15 protein-coding genes are annotated in these 19,382 nt (G+C 67.8%); 6 read left to right on the top strand and 9 right to left on the bottom strand.

What is annotated here, in order from left to right; genetic code table 11:
* Positions 1 to 4 precede the first annotated feature (4 nt).
* From EL272_RS03160 to EL272_RS03150, 3 genes are read right to left on the bottom strand one after another with little or no spacing between them, the layout of a single operon-like run.
* A complete protein-coding gene (locus EL272_RS03160) occupies positions 5 to 262 on the bottom strand; it encodes a hypothetical protein (protein WP_051014921.1) in 258 nt (85 codons plus the stop codon).
* A gap of 12 nt (positions 263 to 274) precedes the next feature.
* Entirely contained in the window at positions 275 to 1,831 is a 1,557-nt protein-coding gene (locus tag EL272_RS03155; RefSeq protein ID WP_014845769.1) for an acyl-CoA carboxylase subunit beta, read from the bottom strand.
* Positions 1,832 to 1,839: 8 nt separating this feature from the next.
* The gene (locus EL272_RS03150; protein WP_041696184.1) at positions 1,840 to 3,333 is read right to left on the bottom strand and encodes a methylmalonyl-CoA carboxytransferase subunit 5S; all 1,494 of its coding nucleotides are present in this window, start codon (positions 3,331 to 3,333) and stop codon (positions 1,840 to 1,842) included.
* A gap of 224 nt (positions 3,334 to 3,557) precedes the next feature.
* Here EL272_RS03150 and EL272_RS03145 point away from each other — a divergent pair, with 224 nt between their 5' ends.
* Positions 3,558 to 4,829, top strand: a complete 1,272-nt coding sequence (locus tag EL272_RS03145) for a heparan-alpha-glucosaminide N-acetyltransferase domain-containing protein (RefSeq protein WP_123823872.1) — start codon at positions 3,558 to 3,560, stop codon at positions 4,827 to 4,829.
* 6 nt (positions 4,830 to 4,835) lie between these two features.
* Here EL272_RS03145 and EL272_RS03140 read toward each other — a convergent pair whose 3' ends face one another.
* On the bottom strand, positions 4,836 to 6,821 hold the full coding sequence (locus EL272_RS03140) for a S9 family peptidase (RefSeq protein WP_014845766.1): 1,986 nt from the start codon (positions 6,819 to 6,821) through the stop codon (positions 4,836 to 4,838).
* Positions 6,818 to 7,651, bottom strand: a complete 834-nt coding sequence (locus EL272_RS15220; protein ID WP_014845765.1) for an alpha/beta hydrolase — start codon at positions 7,649 to 7,651, stop codon at positions 6,818 to 6,820. Before EL272_RS15220 ends, EL272_RS03140 begins: the two co-directional genes overlap by 4 nt.
* A 153-nt stretch (positions 7,652 to 7,804) precedes the next feature.
* On the opposite strand from EL272_RS15220, the gene EL272_RS15215 reads away from it, so the two are divergent.
* The gene (locus EL272_RS15215; RefSeq protein ID WP_061788384.1) at positions 7,805 to 8,272 is read left to right on the top strand and encodes a YybS family protein; all 468 of its coding nucleotides are present in this window, start codon (positions 7,805 to 7,807) and stop codon (positions 8,270 to 8,272) included.
* 84 nt (positions 8,273 to 8,356) lie between these two features.
* The gene (locus EL272_RS03130; protein WP_082793931.1) at positions 8,357 to 9,673 is read left to right on the top strand and encodes a glycoside hydrolase family 3 N-terminal domain-containing protein; all 1,317 of its coding nucleotides are present in this window, start codon (positions 8,357 to 8,359) and stop codon (positions 9,671 to 9,673) included.
* Here the strand turns inward: EL272_RS03130 and EL272_RS03125 are convergent.
* From EL272_RS03125 to EL272_RS03115, 3 genes are all read right to left on the bottom strand, one after another.
* Positions 9,656 to 10,033 (bottom strand): MGMT family protein, encoded by a 378-nt coding sequence (locus EL272_RS03125; protein ID WP_014845762.1) that lies wholly within the window; start codon positions 10,031 to 10,033, stop codon positions 9,656 to 9,658. The genes EL272_RS03130 and EL272_RS03125 overlap by 18 nt on opposite strands.
* Before the next feature lie 20 nt (positions 10,034 to 10,053).
* Positions 10,054 to 11,277, bottom strand: a complete 1,224-nt coding sequence (gene rocD, locus EL272_RS03120; protein ID WP_051015113.1) for an ornithine--oxo-acid transaminase — start codon at positions 11,275 to 11,277, stop codon at positions 10,054 to 10,056.
* Between the two features lie 210 nt (positions 11,278 to 11,487).
* A complete protein-coding gene (locus EL272_RS03115; protein ID WP_014845760.1) occupies positions 11,488 to 12,870 on the bottom strand; it encodes an amino acid permease in 1,383 nt (460 codons plus the stop codon).
* A gap of 187 nt (positions 12,871 to 13,057) precedes the next feature.
* Here EL272_RS03115 and EL272_RS03110 point away from each other — a divergent pair, with 187 nt between their 5' ends.
* Positions 13,058 to 14,194 carry a VanZ family protein gene (locus EL272_RS03110; protein ID WP_041696178.1) on the top strand — a complete coding sequence of 379 codons (1,137 nt, stop codon included), beginning with the start codon at positions 13,058 to 13,060 and terminating at the stop codon, positions 14,192 to 14,194.
* A gap of 291 nt (positions 14,195 to 14,485) precedes the next feature.
* Positions 14,486 to 15,841 carry an outer membrane protein assembly factor BamB family protein gene (locus EL272_RS03105; protein ID WP_061788387.1) on the top strand — a complete coding sequence of 452 codons (1,356 nt, stop codon included), beginning with the start codon at positions 14,486 to 14,488 and terminating at the stop codon, positions 15,839 to 15,841.
* A 108-nt stretch (positions 15,842 to 15,949) separates the two neighbouring features.
* Here EL272_RS03105 and EL272_RS03100 read toward each other — a convergent pair whose 3' ends face one another.
* Positions 15,950 to 16,996, bottom strand: coding sequence for an alcohol dehydrogenase catalytic domain-containing protein (locus EL272_RS03100; RefSeq protein ID WP_082793933.1), 1,047 nt, complete (start codon positions 16,994 to 16,996; stop codon positions 15,950 to 15,952).
* Positions 16,997 to 17,151: 155 nt separating this feature from the next.
* Here EL272_RS03100 and EL272_RS03095 point away from each other — a divergent pair, with 155 nt between their 5' ends.
* Positions 17,152 to 18,852: a dihydroxyacetone kinase family protein gene (locus tag EL272_RS03095; protein ID WP_061788388.1), complete on the top strand. Its 1,701-nt coding sequence runs from the start codon at positions 17,152 to 17,154 to the stop codon at positions 18,850 to 18,852.
* The last annotated feature ends 530 nt before the right edge of the window (positions 18,853 to 19,382 follow it).

Here is a 19,382-nt window from a genome sequence, read left to right as displayed (position 1 = left end):
TCAATCAGCGAACGTGCGGGACAGCACGGTTGTGGGACTGTTCGCGGGTGGCCCGGACCCAGCCGGACTGGGCGCTGAAGCGGACCGCCCGCACCTTGGCCTTGTGCCCGAGGGAGGCCGCGACGGCGGCTCCGATCGCAACGAGATCCTCCTCGGGGATCCCCTGCCGGGCTTCGAGCTTGGCGAGACGCTCGTCGAGGGTCTTGAGCTGAGCCGTCAGCTTCTCGACCGCCGCGAGGAGCGCAGCGTTGTTGTCAGACATCTGCGACTCCGATCACGCTGGGAAGAGGCCGTGCTTCTTCGCGGGACGCAGCTGGCGCTTGCCGGCCAGCAGTTCCAGCGACAGCGCGATCTCGCGGCGGGTGTCCGCCGGGTCGATGATGTCGTCAACCAGACCACGGGAGGCAGCCATGTACGGCGTCGAGAAGGTCTCGCGGTATTCCTCCACGAGCTCCTCGCGGCGAGCCTCGGTGTCCTCGGCGGCCTCGATCTCGCGGCGGAACACCACGTTCGCGGCGCCCTCGGCACCCATGACGGCGATTTCGGCGGTCGGCCAGGCGAACACCTTGTCGGCGCCCAGGTCCTTCGAGCACATCGCCAGGTAGGCGCCGCCGTAGGCCTTGCGCAGCACGACGGTGATCTTCGGGACAGTCGCGGCGGAGTAGGCGAACAGCATCTTCGCGCCGTGGCGGATGATGCCGCCGTGCTCCTGGGCGACGCCGGGCAGGAAGCCGGGAACGTCGACGAGGTTCACCACGGGAATGTTGAACGCGTTGCAGAAGCGGATGAACTTGCTGCCCTTGTCCGAGGAGTCGATGTCGAGGACACCCGACATGACGCTCGGCTGGTTCGCGATGATGCCGATCGAGCGGCCGTTGATTCGGGCGAAGCCGACCACGATGTTGCGGGCCCAGCCGGCCTGCACCTCGAGGAAGTCGCGGTGATCGACGATTTCGGCGATGATGTCGCGAATGTCGTAGCCCTTGTTGCCTTCGAGCGGGATGATCTCGCGCAGCTTCTCGTTGGGCTCGATCGAATCGTCGGGATCGACGATCGGGGGCTCCTCGGAGTTGTTCTGCGGCAGGAAGCTGAGCAGCTTCTTCGCGATCAGGATGGCCTGCTCGTCGTCGTCGGCAACGAAGTCGATGACACCGGAGCGGCCCATGTGGGCGTCGGCACCGCCGAGGGCGTCCTGGGTGACCTCCTCACCGGTGACCTGCTTGATCACGCCCGGGCCCGTGATGAACATGTGGGCCTTGCGGGTCTGGATGATGAAGTCGGTCAGGGCCGGCGAATAGGCCGCGCCACCGGCACAGGGGCCGGAGATGATCGAGATCTGCGGCACCGCACCGGAGAGCAGCACGTTGGCGTAGAAGACCTTGCCGTAGCCGGAGAGGGAGTCGATGCCCTCCTGCACGCGGGCACCGCCCGAGTCGTTGATGAAGATGAACGGGGTGCCGGTGGACAGCGACGCCTCCAGCATCTCGGTGACCTTGATGGAATGGGTCTCACCGGCCGAACCACCCATCACGGTGAAGTCCTGGCTGGCCAGGTGGACGGGACGGCCCAGCACGGTCGCGGAGCCCGTCACCACACCGTCGGCTGCCATGTAGGCCTTGTCCATTCCGAAGGTGGTGGTGCGGTTGCGGCGGAAGGCGCCGGTTTCCTGGAAGGAGCCCTCGTCGATCAACTCCTCGATGCGGTCGCGGGCGGTCATCTTGCCGCGGGCGCGCTGCTTTTCCAGCTTCTCGGCACCGCCTCCGGCCTCGACCTTTGTCCGGGCCTCCTCGAGCTGCTGAAGGCGCTCGGCCATGGTGTGTTGCTTGCTCATTTCGCTCCTCAGGCGGGCTCGACGGAAACGCTGTGCGAACGGCCAGCGATGGTGACGTTGTACTTGACGGGACCGGAGATCCCCTGGGCCTTGCGCTTGGCGGCCTCTTCCTCGGCGGCCAGCTGCTCAGCGGTCTTGCCGACGTTCTTGGGCCCCTCAGCGCGGGTCTTGAAGAACCCGGGAGCCACCCCCGGGAACATGGCGTTGGTCAGGACGTCCTCCTCGGTGCCGTCGGCGCCTTCGAGTTCCTTGGCCTGGGCGACGAGTTCGTCCCATTCGGGTTTGAGAAGGTCCGCGGGACGCACCGTGATGGGGTCCTTCTTGGCCTGCGCCTGCGCCAGCTTGATGACCTCGGGGTTGCGCTCACCGAGGCATTCGCCGTAGTAACCGAGCATGAGGTCCGCGAACTCGCCCGTCAGCACCTTGTAGCGGCCCATCAGGACGTTGAAGACGGCCTGGGTGCCGACGATCTGGGAGGACGGGGTGACCAGCGGCGGATGGCCTGCGTCGGCCTTGACCAGCGGCACCTCGGCCATGACCTCGTCGATGCGGTCGCCCGCGCCCTGGGCCTTGAGCTGCGATTCCATGTTGGAGAGCATGCCGCCGGGGATCTGGGAGGAGAAGATGCCGGTGTCCACCAGCGTGGCCGACTCGAACTCGGCGTACTTCGGGCGGATCTTCGCGAAGTGGTCGCGGATCTTGACGAGGCGGTCCATGTCGAGGTCGGTGGTGTAGTCGGTGCCCTCGAGCATCGCGACGAGAGATTCGGTCGGATTGTGGCCGGGGCCAAGGCTCATCGACGAGATGGCCGTGTCGACCACGTCGGCACCCGCCTCGATGGCCTTCATGAGACTGACGAGGGTGACGCCCGTGGTGGAGTGGCAGTGAACGTTGATCTGGATGTCGCCGTAGGTTTCCTTGATGCCGCGGATGATGTCGTAGGCGGGCTGCGGCTGGAGGAGGGCGGCCATGTCCTTGAGGGCGATCGACTCGGCGCCCATGTCGATGAGCTGCCCGGCGAGCTTCACGTAGCCCTCGACGGTGTGGACCGGCGAGATGGTGTAGCAGATGGTGCCCTGGGCGTGCTTGCCGACCTTCTTGACGGCCTGCATCGCCTGGGCCATGTTGCGGGGGTCGTTGAGGGCGTCAAAGACACGGAAGACGTCCATGCCGTTCTCAGCCGACTTCTCGACGAACTCTTCCACCACCGTGTCCTCGTAGTGGCGGTAGCCGAGAAGGTTCTGGCCACGCAGCAGCATCTGGAGACGGGTATTGGGCATCAGTTCACGGAACGTACGGAGCCTGACCCAGGGATCCTCATTGAGGAAGCGGATACAGGAATCGAAGGTTGCACCACCCCAACACTCCACAGACCAGTAACCTGCGGCATCGATGTCTGCACAGGCGTCGACCATGTCTTCCAAGGCCATTCGGGTTGCCATCAAACTCTGGTGTGCGTCCCTGAGCACCAGCTCGGTGACGCCGATCTTTCGAGGACTCATGGTCCCTATCCAACCATGCCGGGACAACTTCGGGGAACGCACCCCCCTGCATCGGCGCAACCAGCCAATCCGGGTTTCACCCCCCACTGACAGGGGTAAACGCTTGAACAGCGTTCAAGCCACCGGGGTTGTCCCACCGGGTTCCCCGGCCCGCGCCCGGCGGCCGGACGCCCGGCGTTCGCGGAAAACCCGCGCTCGGTCCCGAAGTGGCCTAGGTTGGCTGGGTGTCAGTCACACAGCAGATGCCGTTTCCTCTCCGATCTGCCCGCCCCTGGTGGCCGCAGCCACGCCACACGCGGGTCACGGGATCCCGTGTCCCCGGGCTCGACGCCGCCCGCGGCCTGGCCGTCCTGGGCATGGTGATCGCGCACTCGATGCTCACCCCCACCTGGGGTTCGGGACCGGCCGCGCTGCTCGGTTTCGTCCACGGCCGCTCAGGCATCCTGTTCGCCACCGTGGCGGGGGTGTCGCTGGCCATCATCAGCGGGGGAACCCAAAGGCTCGGGGGCGACGACCTGCTGCGGGCCCGCGCCACCGTCCTGGGCAGGGCCGTCGTGTTGCTGCTGATCGCCGGGGCGTTGTCGATGATCCCAACCACCATCCAGGTGATCCTGGCCTCCTACGCCTTCTGGTTCGTCCTCTCCCTGCCCGCGCTGCGCTGGCGGCCCCGCACCCTCCTGGTCGTGGCCTGCTGCCTGGCGTTGGTGGGCAAGCTGCTGGTGACCGGGTTGCCGCTGTGGATCCCCACCTGGGGGTACGGTTCCCCCGACCTCGGGGGCAATTTCGTCCCCACCCTGCTTGCGACCACCGTCTCCCCCGCGCTGGTGTGGATGGCCTTCGTCCTTGCGGGCATGGCCCTGGGGCGTTTCGGCCTGGACAACGTCAGGGCGCTGAGGGGGTTCCTGGTGGCGGGTCTGGTGCTGTTCGCCGGTTTCGCGGCCCCGTTCGTGATCTCCGCCGGTTCCCCGGCGCCGCTGTTCAACGACGTCCAGCGCTCGGCCACCTCGACCACCGGGATCGACCGGACCACGGATCCGGCGACCGGCATCGACTGGCAGCGTGCACTGTGGTCCTTCGAACCCAACTCGGGCACCGTCTTCGAGGTGTTCTCCTCGGGTGGTCTGGCGCTCGCGCTGATCGCTGGTCTGGTGCTGCTGGGCCGGCTGCCGTGGTCGCGGTGGGTGCTGCTGCCCCTGACGGGCGTCGGTTCGATGGCGTTGACGGCATACGTGATCCACGTCGTGGTCCTGTCCGACGCCCAACCGGAGGGTCTCGTCACCGACGGGGGACCCGGGGGCTGGTTGTGCCTCGGACTGGTGGTGGCGTGCGGGGCGTGGTCGCAGGTGTTCGTCTCGGGTCCGCTGGAGCAGCTGACCGGCGCCGTCGCGGACCGGTTGGCGGGATACCCGGTGCCCCGGTCCCAGGTGGTCGGCCACCAGGGCGCCACCCCGCAGGCCGGCCGGGCCGGACCGGATGCGTCCCGGCCCGGCCGGTGAACCGGATCAGAGCAGCTCGGGCCGGGTGAATCCGGCCTTGCCGATGCCCGCCTCGATGAAGGAAAGCACGGTCTCGTACCAGAGTTCGGCGTGCTGCGGGGACAGGATCCAGTGGTTCTCGTCGGGGAAGTACAGGAACCTGTGCGGGAAGTCCTCCGGTTTCCCCGCCCAGCCCGCGGCCAGTTCCCGCCACAGGGCCAGGCCCTCGCTGATCGGCACCCGGTAGTCCCTGTCGCCGTGGACAACCAGCATCGGGGTGACGATGTCAGCTACGGCCCGGTGCGGCGAGTACCGCTCCCGCATCTCGGGCGACATCTCGCGTTCCCAGTACCAGGCGGCGTCGGTGGTGTTGCCGAAGGCATCCAGGTTCCACAGGCTGGCGTGGGTGACGATGGCACGGAACCGGTCCGTGTGGCCCGCCACCCAGTTGGCCATGTAGCCGCCGAACGACCCGCCCATGGCGACGGTGCGGTCCTGGTCGATGTCGTCCCGGGCGACGACGTGGTCGGTCAGGGCCATCAGGTCGGTGAACGGTTCCGCGCCCCAGCGTCCCCAGCCGCGCTGGATGTAGTCCTGGCCGTATCCCGTGGACAGCGCCGGATCGGGCAGCAGCACCGCCCAGCCCCGGCTGACCAGCAGCCACGGGCACCAGCGCCAGCTCCACGAGTTCCAGGAACTCAACGGGCCGCCGTGGATCCACAACGCCAGCGGCGCAGGGCCGTCGCCGGGAGGCAGCAGCAGGTAACCGGGCACGCGCGCCCCGTCGGCGGCGGTGGTCTCGATGCGCTCCAGTCTGCCGGGCAGTTCCGGGTAGTCGACGGGCACCGGAAGTTTGGTGGTCTCCCCGGTGGCGGTGTCGATGGCGACGACGCTGCCCGGATCCTGGTAGGACGACCGCACCGCGTACAGTCTCCGGCCGTCCTCGGTGATCCGCACCGAGGTGAAGGCACCCTCGCCGGTGAGGCGGCGCACCTTCCCGGAGGCCACTTCGATGGCGAACACCGGGGCGTCGCCGTCCTCGTCGGCCACGGCGTAAAGCGTCCCGGCATCAGGGCTGAAGGCCACCGGCGTACCCCAGCGATCCCAAGCAGGGGCCAGTTCCCTGCCTTCGCCGTCCTCCCCGACCAGCCACAGGCGCTGCACCGGGGCGGTTTCCGGGGTGGAGCGGATGATGCGCACGCACGCGATCAACCGGCCGTCGCGGGAGATCACAGGACCGGTGAACTCGTCGGCGTCGTCGGAGGCGACCATCCGACGTTGCCCCGTCGCCACGTCGATGACCGCCACGGACAGGGCCACCTCCGCAACTCCCCGCGGCGAGGCCCAGCCTGCGGCGAGCCTCTGGCCGTCGGCGCTCAGCGACAGCGTCGTCTCCTCCAGGGCGCGGCCCACGTCCCCGGTCAGCGGTTCGCAGCCACCATCGAGGTCCAGGACGGCGAGTCTGTCCGCTACGGGCCCCAGGTCGTGGTCCCAGTACCGGACCGGGTAGCTGTCGTGGAGGATGGCGGTCACCTTGCGTTCGCGGCGGGCCTTGCGTTTGGCGGCGTCGGCCTCGTCGTCCGCGGCGCCGATGTGGGCCGGGGTGCGGGCGATCACCGTGCGGGAACCGGTCGCGGCGACGACCCCGCTGAACCCACCGGAGCGGCGCGCCACCGGATGGGCCTCACCGCCCTCGGCGGGCAGCAACCAGACCACACCGTCGTCCTCGCCCGGTTTCACCTCGTCGGTGCCGGGCACGGGTCGTTTCGAGCCGAACAGGAAATCCCCGTCCGCGGTGAAGGCGCCGAAGCTCTCGCCCTCCTCCGAACGGGTCAGGCGCCGCGCGGGTCGCTGGCCCTCGGGGTCGAGCTCCCACCACGACGACCGGTAGCCGGTACGTTCCCGGTTCCGGTTAGCGACGGACACCAGCACCCGTCCCTGCGGGGAGATCGCCAGCGAACCCAGCCTCGGCAGGTTGGTGTAGTCGCCCAGATCACTCCATGCGTTGGTCATTTTTCCTCTCCAATCTTGCGCAGCCAGTTGGCTGCCAAATCCACCCAGGAAGCGACATTGACCGGAAGCGATTCCCGGTCGGCGTCACACAGCTCATCGGCGGTCGACAGGCCGTGACAGCCCCACTGGAAGTGGTGGTATTCGAACGGCACCCCGGCCTCGGCCAGCGCGGTGACAAAACGCAGCGACTGCGAGGGCGGCACCACTTCGTCCTGACCGGTGGTCCACACGAAGGCGGGCGGAGTCTCCCCGGTCACCGCCGAGATGCAGTCCACGCGGGCCGCGGTGCGCAGAATCTCCTCGTCACCGTCCACCCAGTCGACGCTGAGCGCCCCGTAGCAGATCACGAGCGCGTCGGGTCGCGAACCGTGACGCAACAGATCACCCCGGCCGGTGGCCTCGTACTCGGCGCGTTCGGCCGCCACCAGGTCGTCGCGGTTCCAGTGGGTGCCCAGCAGCGCTGCGACGTGCCCGCCCGCTGAGAACCCCAGGAGGTTCACCTGCCGCGGATCGACGCCCACCTCGCCGGCATGGGCTCGTATCCATCGCACGGCCTGCGCCGCGTCGATGGCGGGATTGGGGTAGGCGGCGTGTTCCCGCAGCGAGTAGCGCAGCACGAACACGTTGAACCCGCGGCGCAGGAAGGCGACCGCCACCGGGTCGGACTCCCGTTGCGACAACATCATGTATCCCCCACCCGGGGCGATGATCACCGCGGGCCGGGGATGCTCCAGCGGGGTCGGTTGCTCCTCGGGGGAAGGGGCGTCGAAGAGGACCGCCTCCAAGGTGGCGGATCTCTCCCGGTTCAGATCAACGGTGAAATGACGCATGCGCATCATCGTAGGACCCGGGGTTCGCAGACGGGGCCATCCCGGGGCTCCCCCGACCGTGGGCCCACCCAATACTGGTGGGCGGCCCCGAGGAGCCCCGGTGAGTCCCCGTCGCCCTTCCCAAGGGCCTCCCCATGGGAAAGGATGGTGTCCATGCTCTACGACTACGACGAGGATGAACAGTCCCGGAACGGCGCAAAGAATCCCAAGGGCTACTCCCCCATGCCGAAACAGAACGACACGGCCTCCGCCCCCGCCGCCCGGCCGCGGTTGATACAGCGGCTGCGGGGCAGCGGTCCGAGCGAACTCCATCCCTTGGTTTTCCTTGAGGCCCTGCTGGTGGGGGTTTTCGTGTGCATCAGCACGGCCGATGTCTACCACCTGGGCCGTGACGCCGCGATAACGGTCGGAATCATCGTTGGAATCCTGCTGATCGTCATGTTGTTCATCCCCTTCCTCGGCCCATTGATCGGGATCGCCTTCTCGCTTCTCTGGGGATTTCTTGGTTACGCCCTCGGTTCGTCGTTCGCCCGCGGTATCGGGCCGGTGAACAGCATGATCATTGGGGGTGTTGCGGCGCTCATAGGCTTCAGCGTGAGCCTGAAAGCGCATCTGTCCTAGAGCTGAAAGCCCTTTTCACGACGTGATCCCACCCCCACTTACAGGCCTTTCCCAACCCCACGACCATCTCGCTCCGGGAGAAACATGCAACTCTTGAAATCCTCGTACCGCGACCCGCTCCCCGAGGCCTCCGGCTCCGCGGGAGCGTTTCCCGGCGGGGCGACGAACCGGTTGCGCACCTCGAAACCGACCGGAGGAGATTTCGGTTCCCTTCGTAGGTTCGCCGCGGCCGCGGCCTGCGCCTCGGTGCTGACCGGTTGCGCGGCGGGCCCAGCAGCACCTCCCACCGAACCGGCCACGGCAGCGGGGACCCCGAGCACGTCCACGCCGGAAACGCCCCCCTCCCCCGCACCCACGCCCGCCGCGGTGAGGTGCCGCGCGAAAGCGGATTCCCTGACCACCGAACAGCAGGCCGGGCAGTTGTTCATGATCGGGGTGAGCACCTCCGGTCTGGACAGCGCGACCCGGAAGGCCATCGCGTCGGGGTCCGTCGGATCCGTTGTGCTGCTCGGCGACAACAACGCGGGCGCCGGCCAGATCAGCGGAATCACCTCCGAGCTGGGAACGATGCGCTCCGCCGGAATACCGTTGCTGGTCGCCGTCGACCAGGAGGGCGGCCGGGTGCAACGCCTCAAGGGACCGGGATTCAGCGACATCCCGAACGCCGTCGAGCAGGGATCGTTGGCGGACGGGCAGCTGCGGAACCGAGCGCAGGCGTGGGGTGGAGAACTGGCTGCCGCCGGAATCCACTACGACCTCGCGCCGGTCGCCGACGTGGTGCCGAGGAACAAGCAGAGCAGCAACGCCCCGATCGGGAAACTCAACCGCAACTTCGGCAATAACGTCACCGCGGTGAGCAGATCGGTGGTGGAGTTCACCCAGGGCATGCAGGACGCAGGGATAGTGACCTCTCTGAAGCACTTTCCCGGGCTGGGTGAGGTGACGGTCAACACCGACCACGGGGTGGCCAGGGACGGCGACACCACCGCCGACGGCGAATCCCTGGAGCCGTTCCGCAAAGGCATCGAGGCCGGGGCCGACTCGGTGATGATCTCGTCGGCGATCTTCACCCGGATCGACCCGGACCAGGAGGGAGTTTTCAGCAGGAAGATCGTCACCGACATGCTGCGCGGCGACCTCGGTTTCCAAGGAGTGGCTATCAGCGACGACCTGGGCGAGGCGGCCGCCGTGGGGAATGTCAAACCCGGCGACCGGGCGGTCCGGTTCTTCGCGGCGGGAGGGGATCTGCTCATCAACGCCGACCCGTCGCTGATGGACGAGATGCTGAAGGCCACCATCACCTGGGCGGCCGAGAACCCGGGCAACGCCGACCGGCTGGCCGAATCCGCCGGCCGGGTGCTGGCGCTGAAGGAGTCGGCGGGGCTACTGAACTGCGGATGAGGTCAGGTCCCGGGCGGGGCTTGCCCACTCGGCGAGCCGGGCTTCGTGGTCCGCGGCCAGCCGGGGCAGATCGGCGCGGGCCTGCGACATCACGCACCGCCCGTCGACCGCGGGGGTTCCCTCATCGGCCCAGCGTCGGGACGCCTCCGCCACGAGGTGCCCGGGCAGGCGTCCCGAGGCGTTGACCACCCGCCACCACGGCACCCCCGGCCCGGCGGAGGCCATGATGGCCCCCACCCGCCGGGCGGATGTGCCCACCAGTTCCGCGAGGTCGCCGTAGCTGACCACCCGCCCGATGGGTATGCACTCCACCGCGCACAGCACCCGTTCGATGGTCAGTTCGGCGGCTGCATCCGGCATCGACCGGGTCGTTTCCCGTTTCAGGCGTGCCGCGTGAGGCGCTGCTCCAGCACAGCCCGGAACTCGCGCACGATGAGGTCGATCTCGTCCTCGGTGATCACCAGCGGGGGCGCGAACCGGAGGGTCTGGCCGTGGGTGTCCTTCACCAGAATGCCGTGATCGAGGAGGTCCAGGCTCACGTCCTTGGCGGTGCCGATCGCGGGGTCGATGTCGACGCCAGCCCACAGGCCCGCACCCCGGGCCGCGGTCACGCCGTGGCCGACGAGGGCCTCGAGCCCGGCGTGCAGGCGCTCGCCCAGCCCGGTGGAGCGGCGCTGGTACTCGCCGGTGGCCAGCACGTCACAGACGGCCGATCCGATTGCGCACGCGAGGGGGTTGCCACCGAAGGTGGAGCCGTGCTCACCGGGTCGCAGCAGCCCGAGGATCTCGCGGTCGGCGATCACCGCTGACAGCGGCACGATGCCCGCGCCCAGTGCCTTGCCGACGGTGATGATGTCGGGATCGATGTCCTCGGCCTGGAACCGGAACGTGGTTCCGGTGCGACCCATGCCGGTCTGCACCTCGTCGCAGATCAGCAGGACGTTGTTCCTGCGGGTGAGTTCCCGCACCTCGCGGAGGTATCCCGCCGGCGGGACGATGATGCCGGCCTCGCCCTGGATGGGTTCCAGCAGCACGGCGACGGTCTCGGGGGTGATGGCCTGCCGCAGGGATTCGACGTCGCCGAAGTCGGCGAGCCGGAATCCGGGGCTGTAGGGGCCGAAATCGGCGCGCGCGGTCTCGTCGTCGCTGAAGCTGATGATCGTTGTGGTGCGGCCGTGGAAGTTGCCGTGCATGGCGATGATCTCGCCGCGGTCCTGCGGCAGCCCCTTGACCTGGTGCCCCCACTTGCGGGCCACCTTGATGGCGGTCTCGACGGCCTCGGCACCGGTGTTCATCGGCAGGACCATGTCCTTGCCCGCGAGGCGGGCCAGTTTCTGGGCGAACGGGCCGAGCCAGTCGGAGTGCGCGGCGCGGCTGGTGAGGGTGAGCCGGTCCAGTTGCCGTTTCGCGACATCGATGAAGGTGGGGTTGCCGTGCCCGAAGTTGAGGGCCGAGTAGGCGGCGAGGCAGTCCAGGTAGCGGCGGCCGTCCACATCCGTCAGCCACGCACCCGACGCTTCGGTGACGACGACGGGCAGCGGAGAGTAGTTGTGTGCCGCATAGGTGTCGACGAGTTCGATGGCGGTGCGAGTGTTCTCACTCATGGTGTGTTGGGTCACAACAGTGCCTTCCGGGATTGGTTGCCGGGCATGGGTGACGTCCCGGCCGGGTTGTTCTGCTCGAAGCGCATCGGGGCGCTGAGCATCGTGCAAGTCGTTTGAGGACGAAACGCTACCACCAAAGAGGTCAGGCATCTTCGGGGCCGGGGCACCAGGGCCGCTGCGCGGGATCCACCCAGGGTCCGCGGATTTTCCTCACATCCCGTTCTCTGCGGCTGGTTCGCTCTCCGGGCCGGGAACAGCCGCGCGTTTGGCAAGCCAGCCACCGACCGCCGCTAGCAGGGCCGTCAGGGCGAAGGTGCTGGAGAGTTGCACCGCGATCTCGGGCACCGTGAACCCGAGCGCGACCACCGCGGCCACCGCGACCAGCGTCGCCCAGGACAGGGCGACCGGGAAACCCTTGAGCGAGTGATTGCCCTCGCGGGCGGCGCGGCGGTGCAGCGCCAGGTGCGAGGCGATGATCCCCAGCCAGATGACGATCATGGTCGAGCCGACCATGTTCAGCAGGAATTTCAGCACCTCCTCGGCCCAGAAGTAGTTCAGCGCCGCAGCGACGAAACCGAGGAACGAGGTGGCCAGCACGGCTGCCACGGGCACGCCACGAGCGTTCGTGCCGCGCATCACCGCGGGCCCCATGCGTCGTTCGGCGAGCGAGAAGATCATGCGGGAGCCGCCGTAGAGGTTCGCGTTGAGCGAGGACAGCAGCGCGACGACGACCACGGTCCCGATCATCGCCGCGACGGCGGGCAGTCCCGCCGCGTTCAGGACCGCGACGAAGGGCGCGTCCTTGAGGGAGGGGTCGTTCCAGGGCAGGGCGAGCAGCATGATCGTCACAGCTCCCATGTAGAAGATGAGGATGCGCCACAGGATCGTGTTGACGGCCTTCCTGATGCTGCGTTCCGGGTCGGCGGTCTCGGCGGCGGCCACCGCGACTATCTCCACGCCCCCGAAGGCGAAGATCACCACCAGCAGCGCCGATGCGACTCCCTTGATTCCGTGGGGCATGAAGTCGTTTCCCAGCAGGTTCCCCCACCCGGGTGAGGCGGCGGGGGTGAACCCCAGCAGGAAAGCCGCCCCGAGCACCAGGAAAACCACCACGAAGGTGATCTTGATCAGCGAGAACCAGAACTCGAATTCACCGAAGCTCCCCACCTTGACCAGGTTGATTCCCGTGAAGACCACCATGATGATCAGCGCGAAACCCCACTGCGGGAAACCGGGGATGAGTGTGCTCAGATAGCGTGCCGCCGCGGTTGCCTCGGTTGCCACCACCAATCCCATCTCGATCCACCACAGCCAGCCGATCGCGAATCCGGCGGCGGGTCCGAGGGCCTTGTCCGCGTAGTAGGAGAACGCCCCCGGGTTCGGGTCGTCCGCCACCATCTCGCCGAGCATGCGCATCACGGCAAGGACGATTGCCCCGGAGATGACATAGGACAGCAGCACCGCGGGTCCCGCCGTCGCTATGCCCGCGCCGGAGCCCACGAACAGCCCGGCTCCGATGGCGGAGCCGAGGCTCATCATCACGAGGTGACGGGGTTTCATCGCGACCTTCAGGTCGCCTGCCGGAGAGGACATCGGGGCTTCCTCCTACATCTTCTGCGTCGCCTTCATGAGTCGCGTGAACAACGCGGCTCACTATGTCACATCCGGGACGCCGGACGGTCGGCCTCATCTGCGGTGAGACCTGACCACGTCACGAGACCCCGGTCCGGCATTTCCCCCAAGCGGTATCCTCCGTTCGGCCGTCACAACTGGAGGAACCTTGCAGGACTGGGTGAACAATGGTCTGCTCGCCGCAATCATCGGAGCCGTCGCGTTCGCGGCGCTGTTCCTGCCAGGCTTGGTCTGGCAGTACCGCCGCTTCGGCCGGTTGAGTTTCGCCCGTCTGCTCGGACTCGCGGCGGTGTGTCTCTACGCCGCCGCGCTGCTCACCTACACCCTCCTGCCGCTGCCGGAGCGTTCCGTCGAGTGGTGCCAGCTCCACGCCCGCGGAATGAACCTGCGGCCGTTCGCTTTCATCGATGACATCCGGGAGGCCGCGCCGGGGCGTTCGCTGCGGGGGCTGCTGACCAGCTTCGCGGTGTTGCAGGTGGCCTTCAACGTGGTGCTGTTCGTACCGTTCGGGGTCATCCTGCGCCGCTACTTCAACCGCTCCGTTCTCGTCACAACCCTTCTGGGGGCGGCCACCAGCCTCCTCATCGAACTGACCCAGCTCACCGGTTTGTGGTTCATCTATCCCTGCGCCTTCCGGGCCGCCGATGTGGACGACCTCATGACCAACACCCTCGGCACCATCCTGGGAGCGGTCCTGGCCCCGGTGTTGCTGTGGTGGATGCCGCGCGCCCACCAGCTGGTGCAGGACAGGCTGACGCCGCGCCCGGTGACGATGTGGCGACGCTGGATAGGCATGCTGATCGACGCCATTCTCGTGGCTCTGGTGGCCGGAACCACCGCGGTGGTCCTCCGCGTGGCGACGTTGCTGTTCCTGGGGGACGTTTCTGAGGAGTGGACCCTATTGATCGCTCCCGCGGCCATTGCGCTGGCGACCATCACGGTGTTCGTGTGGCCCGCCTGGAATCATCTCGCCGCCTCCGTCGGGCAGACCGTGGTGTGGCTCACCCCGAAGTGGCGCAACGCGGACGGCACCCTGCACGACGGTTCCCGTCTCCGCAGGGTTGTCAGGTCGCTGGTGGTACCCGCATCGTGGTTGATCCCGATGTTCTTGGCCCCCTTCGGCACATCCTCGCCCTTCATCTGGTTGCTGCCCCTGGTGGTGCCGCTGTCCCTGGTCATGGTTCCGTTCACCCGCACCCACCGCAGCCTGTCCGGCTGGTTGACCGGCGCGCAGATGGTCGACATCCGGGCGGAAGAAACCGACAAGGCCCTCCCCGTCCACTGAACGTCCCTGCCGGGGCGTTTCACCCGGTTGCGCAGCGCTCAATGCCCAAAAACCGTCCGAAACAGCCCGAAACGGCGTTGAGTGCTGCGTAACCGGGTTCTTGCTCGCCCATACGGTCCTCGGCTGTCATCCGAACCGGCGAGCGACGTGCGGGCCGGATACCATGAGGCGCGAAACAGGTTGTGAACAGAGCAATTGATGCTTCACCAAAGATTCGTTGAAGCTTCAAAACACCCCCGCGGAGCCCGAGAGCCCACAGCAGCCCATCCGTCAAACCGAAGAGGAGCCAGCATGAAAGCGGTCACCCACTCCCCCAACGCCGCGGCGAGACCCGCCTCCAGATGGCGACTTCGCGGGGCCGCCGCCCTGATGGGTGCCGTCCTGCTGACCACGTCCTGTTGGGGCACAGGATCCGAGACACCGTCGTCGGCCCCCACGATTCCATCATCACCCGAGTCCTCTCCGCCGCCGACTCCCCCGGCCCGGCTCACAACCGCCTGGGAGGTCACGGTTACCGGATCCGGCCCCCTCCTCGAGGCCCACGAGGGCCTGGTGGTCGCTCCGGACCTCACCGCGGGCGGCAGCAAGCTGAGAATGCTCAACTGGACCGACGGATCCGAGGTGTGGTCGGTCGATGTCTCCAGCGACCTCGCCGGTTTCGACATACTCAGGAAGGTACCCGACACGCCGCCCGGGCAGGTGGCGATGTGGGCCGAAACTTCCCAGCAGCAAAGAACCCTTTTCGTCTACAGCACCGCCGATGGCAGCCTCATCGGCCGGCTCGACGAGAAACCCGAGCGCTACCTGGCCATGGCCGCATCGGGCGCGATCTACGAGATGGACACGTCCAAGGAGGGTAGCGTCCGGATCAGCCGCGCACCTTCCATCAAGGAGGCAAACACCAAACAGTGGTCCATCGACCTGCCCGAGGAGGCCCGGGAGTGGTTCTGGGTGAGGGAACACGACGGCGTGACCGATTTCTGCGTCGACGGACAGGCCGGCCCCGTCCACGAGTACGCCTGCTATCTGAGCGTTCACACCGACGACGGCAGCCCGGTGGTGAAGGACGGGGTGTGGCACCGCTCGGCCTGGGTGGGCAACGTCCTGGTCGGACAGAAGAACGACGGACCGCTGAAGGGTTTCGACCAGCACGGCAAGGAGCTGTGGACGGCCGAGGTCCGGGGTGGTTATCCATTGGGCTGGGGAGACGACCTCGTGTACGTCACGGAGGGCATGCATCGAAGCTTCGTGGGTCTGGATCCGGCGACGGGGAAAGAGCTCTGGCGCAGGGACTGGGACGGAGGTCCCTGGCTGGCTCCGGTCTTCGACAGGACCCCCTCCCCTCAGGACGGTCCCCTGAGCGTCTTCGTCCCGTCCCCCTCCATACGGACGGGGGTCCTGGACCCCAAGACCGGGCAGCTCGACCTCGTGGACCATCAGATCACCAAAGCCCACAATGTCATTCCAACCCTCGGGGGTGCCCTGCTGATCCCAACGGGTGATTACTACGCCCCCACCTGGATTGCCTTGGATCCCGGGAAACCGGGCACCCTGTGGAGCGATGTCCTGAAGAACTACGACACCTACAGCATGCTCGACGGCCGCCTCGTGGCCTACAAGGGAGACCGGATCGCCCTGCTCGCGTGACGGCGTGGCGGCCTCGGCTGTCCGCGTCCTCGCGCCGGCTCCGGGGCCTGTTCACGGCCGGAGCGTCAGTCGATGCCCTGCCCGGGATCTCCGGTGGGTCGCGGGGCCTCACTCCGCCTCGGGCATGACCGCGACCTTGAGTCCGTCGCGTCGCGCCACCGCAGTGACGGCGGCGTCCACTTCGGCGAGCGGGAACCGGTGGGTGACGAGCCTCCCCACGTCGAGGGCCCCGCTGGACAGCAGTTCCACGGCCCGTCTCACGTCCGCCCGCCTGGCGTTGGATCCGCCCGTGACGGCGATTTCGCGGTAGTGGATGAGGTTCGGATCGATGCTGGCGGTCTTTCCCTTCGGGAAACCCGCGAAGTAGTTGACGCGACCGCCGATAGCGGCCAGTTCGAGGGCCTGGTTCGCCAAGGCGAGGTCACCCACGGCGACGATGACGACATCGGCTCCCCTGCCGTTTGTGCGTTCGCGCACCTCGTCCGTCAGGGCCTCCCCGGTGAGGGCGACGGCGCAGGTCGCGCCGAAGTCCGTCGCGGCGGTAAGCCTGCCCTCCCGGCCGGCCGCCAGGATCGTCGTCGCGCCGGCCAGTTTCGCCAGGGCGATGTGGAGCAGACCGATCGGCCCGGTTCCCAGCACCACCACGCTCTCCCCCGGCGCCACGGCCACCTGCCCGGCCCCGTTGAGGCAGCACGAGACGGGCTCGGCCAGGGCCAGCGTGGTGGCGGGGATCTCCTTTTCCAGCACCACGAGGTTGCCGTGGTCCATCGCGATCCTGGGTACGAGGAGGTATTCGGCTAGCCCGCCGTCGAGTTCGTAGCCGAACAGCACGAGGTTCTCGCACAGCTGTTCCCGGCCCGACAGGCAGGCCCGGCACCGCTGGCAACTCACCACGATCGAGCAGGTCACCTGCGCTCCGACGGGCACACCGTCGACGCCCCGGCCCACGGCCGCGACACGTCCCGCGAACTCGTGACCGAGGATCACCCCCGGCCGGACCCCGGCCGTCTTGGCCCCGGAGATGATCCGCAGGTCCGTGCCGCAGATGGTGTTGGCCTCGATCCTCACGAGCACCTCACCCGGCCCGGGTTCGGGGACGGGCACCTGCTTCAACCTCAAACTGCCGATCTCCTCCAGCACAGCCGCTCGCATCATGGGGCAAGCCTAGGGGTCAGGGGCCCCGCAACAGGGGTTTACGCGGGGTTAAACTGGGCCCGGGTTCGCCGAGAACCCATGTTGGTTGGGCCGACTCGCGAGCACCGGCGAACGGGTCGGGCCGAAACCTCTGGCCAGCAATCGAAAGGCACGCAGTGACGCGACTGACAAACGATCCCGCTGATTTTCCCGCCGAGGCCCTCAAAGGTTTCATCGCGGCCAACAAACGCTACGTGAAACCCGTCTACGGGGGCGTGGCGCGTTCCACCTTCACGCCTGCCGGGAAGGTCGCGGTCGTGTATGGCGGCGGTTCCGGGCACTACCCGGCCTTCGCGGGCTGGGTTGGCCACGGGTTCGCCGACGGCGCGGTGTGCGGCAACATTTTCAGTTCCCCCTCGGCCGCCCAGGCCTATTCGGTGCTGAAGGCGGTTCATCGCGGGGCCGGGGTGCTGATGGGGTTCGGCAACTACGCCGGTGACGTGCTGCACTTCGGGCAGGCCATTGAGCGGCTTCGCGCCGAGGGTATCGAGGCCGACACCCTGGTGGTCACTGACGACATCGCCTCTGGGGATGCCGCCGAGCCGGAGAAGCGGCGGGGAATCGCAGGGGATTTCCCGGTCTTCAAGATCACGAGCGCGGCGGCCGAGGCCGGGCTCGGGTTCGACGAGGTCAGGCGGGTGTTCGCCAAGGCCAACGCGGCCACCCGCAGTTTCGGGGTTGCCTTCGCCGGCTGCACGCTGCCCGGCGCGAAGGGACCGTTGTTCACCGTGCCCACGGGGCGCATGGGAATCGGGCTCGGCATTCACGGCGAACCGGGTGTCGCCGAGGCCGACCTGGGCAGCGCCGACGACGTGGCCCGTACCCTCGTCGAGGGCTTGTTGGCGGATCGTCCCGCGGGAGCCGGGAACCGGGTGGTGGCCATCGTCAACGGGCTCGGAGCCAGCAAGTACGAGGAACTATTCGTGGTGACGTCCTGCGTCGTGGCCCGGCTGGAGGCAGCCGGGCTCGAATGCGCCGACGTCGAGGCCGGCGAGTTCGTCACCTCCCTGGACATGGCGGGGGTGTCGCTGACCTTGGTGTGGGTGGACGACGAGCTGCTTGGCTACTGGGATGCGCCGTGCGACGCCCCGGCGTACCGGAAGGGATCGGTGGGTTCGGTCGAGCGCGACGACGCCAAACTCAGCCAGGCCGCCGCCCCCGTGGATGTGACCACCCCGGGCAGTACCGCATCCCGGGAGGCGGCCGAGGTCGCGGCCGGGTTGCTCGACGATGTCGCGGGGATGCTGGCTCGGGCGCAGGAAGAGCTGGGGGCGCTGGATTCGGTGGCGGGGGACGGCGATCACGGGATCGGCATGGCCAACGGGTCGAGGGCGGCGGCCGGGGCGGCACACGCCGCCGTATCGGCCGGCGGGGGACTCAGGACGACACTGACCGCCGCCGGGGATGCCTGGTCCAACCGGGCCGGCGGCACTTCCGGGGCGTTGTGGGGCGCGTTGCTCACGGCGTTGGGCAGCGCGCTGGGTGACGAGAAAACCCCCGACGGCGACGATATCGCTGCAGCACTCCAGGCCGCCCTGTCCGCCGTGCAGCGCCTGGGCGGGGCCGAGGTGGGCGACAAGACCCTCGTCGACGCGCTCTCCCCGTTCGTCGCGGCGTTCGTGGCCACCGACGGCGACCTGGCCGCGAAGTCTGCGGCCGCCGTCGTCGCAGCCGAGGCCGGGACCGAATCCACCCGGGCACTGGTCGCCCGGCTGGGCAGGGCCCGCCCGCTGGGTGAGAAATCCGTCGGCACCCCCGATCCCGGCGCGGTGTCACTGACGAAGGTGGTGACCCTCCTGAACAGTCGGCTGAGTTAGAGATTGAGCCCGAGGCCTGCCAGCCCGCAAAGCTTCCCTGAAGCTGGTTGAGCCGGACCGCGACGAAGGAGCAGCCCCCACTTGCGGGCCACCTTGATGGCGGTCTCGACCTGAAGCTGGTTGAGCCGGACCGCGACGAAGGAGCAGTCCGTGTCGAAACCACCCGGCAGCCGCACAACAGAGCCCGTTGCAATTCCCCGGACGTGGTCGCCGAGGGTTCGAGGTGGCCTGCTCGCTGAGCGAGCAGACCGGCTCAACCGACTTCCACATGCATCTTCTCCGGCTTCTCCGCCACCCACACGTCGCCGAGAATCACCCATTGAATTCGGCCAGCGGGTCCTCCAGCAGGAAGTCCACGATGTTCACGTGCTCGATGCCGTTGCGACTGCGGGAGACGGGGCCCGTGTCGATCATGATCGACAAAACATACCTCCAGTCCTGGTTTGTCGATCAAGATCGACAGCCCGCCCGGACGGATCGGCTCCGGGGAACTGTCCGACGATGTGCCAAAGAGGACAACCGAGACAGTG

This window comes from Arachnia propionica, assembly GCF_900637725.1.
GTDB classification, from domain to species: domain Bacteria; phylum Actinomycetota; class Actinomycetes; order Propionibacteriales; family Propionibacteriaceae; genus Arachnia; species Arachnia propionica.
This window is presented reverse-complemented; position numbering and strand designations above follow the sequence as displayed.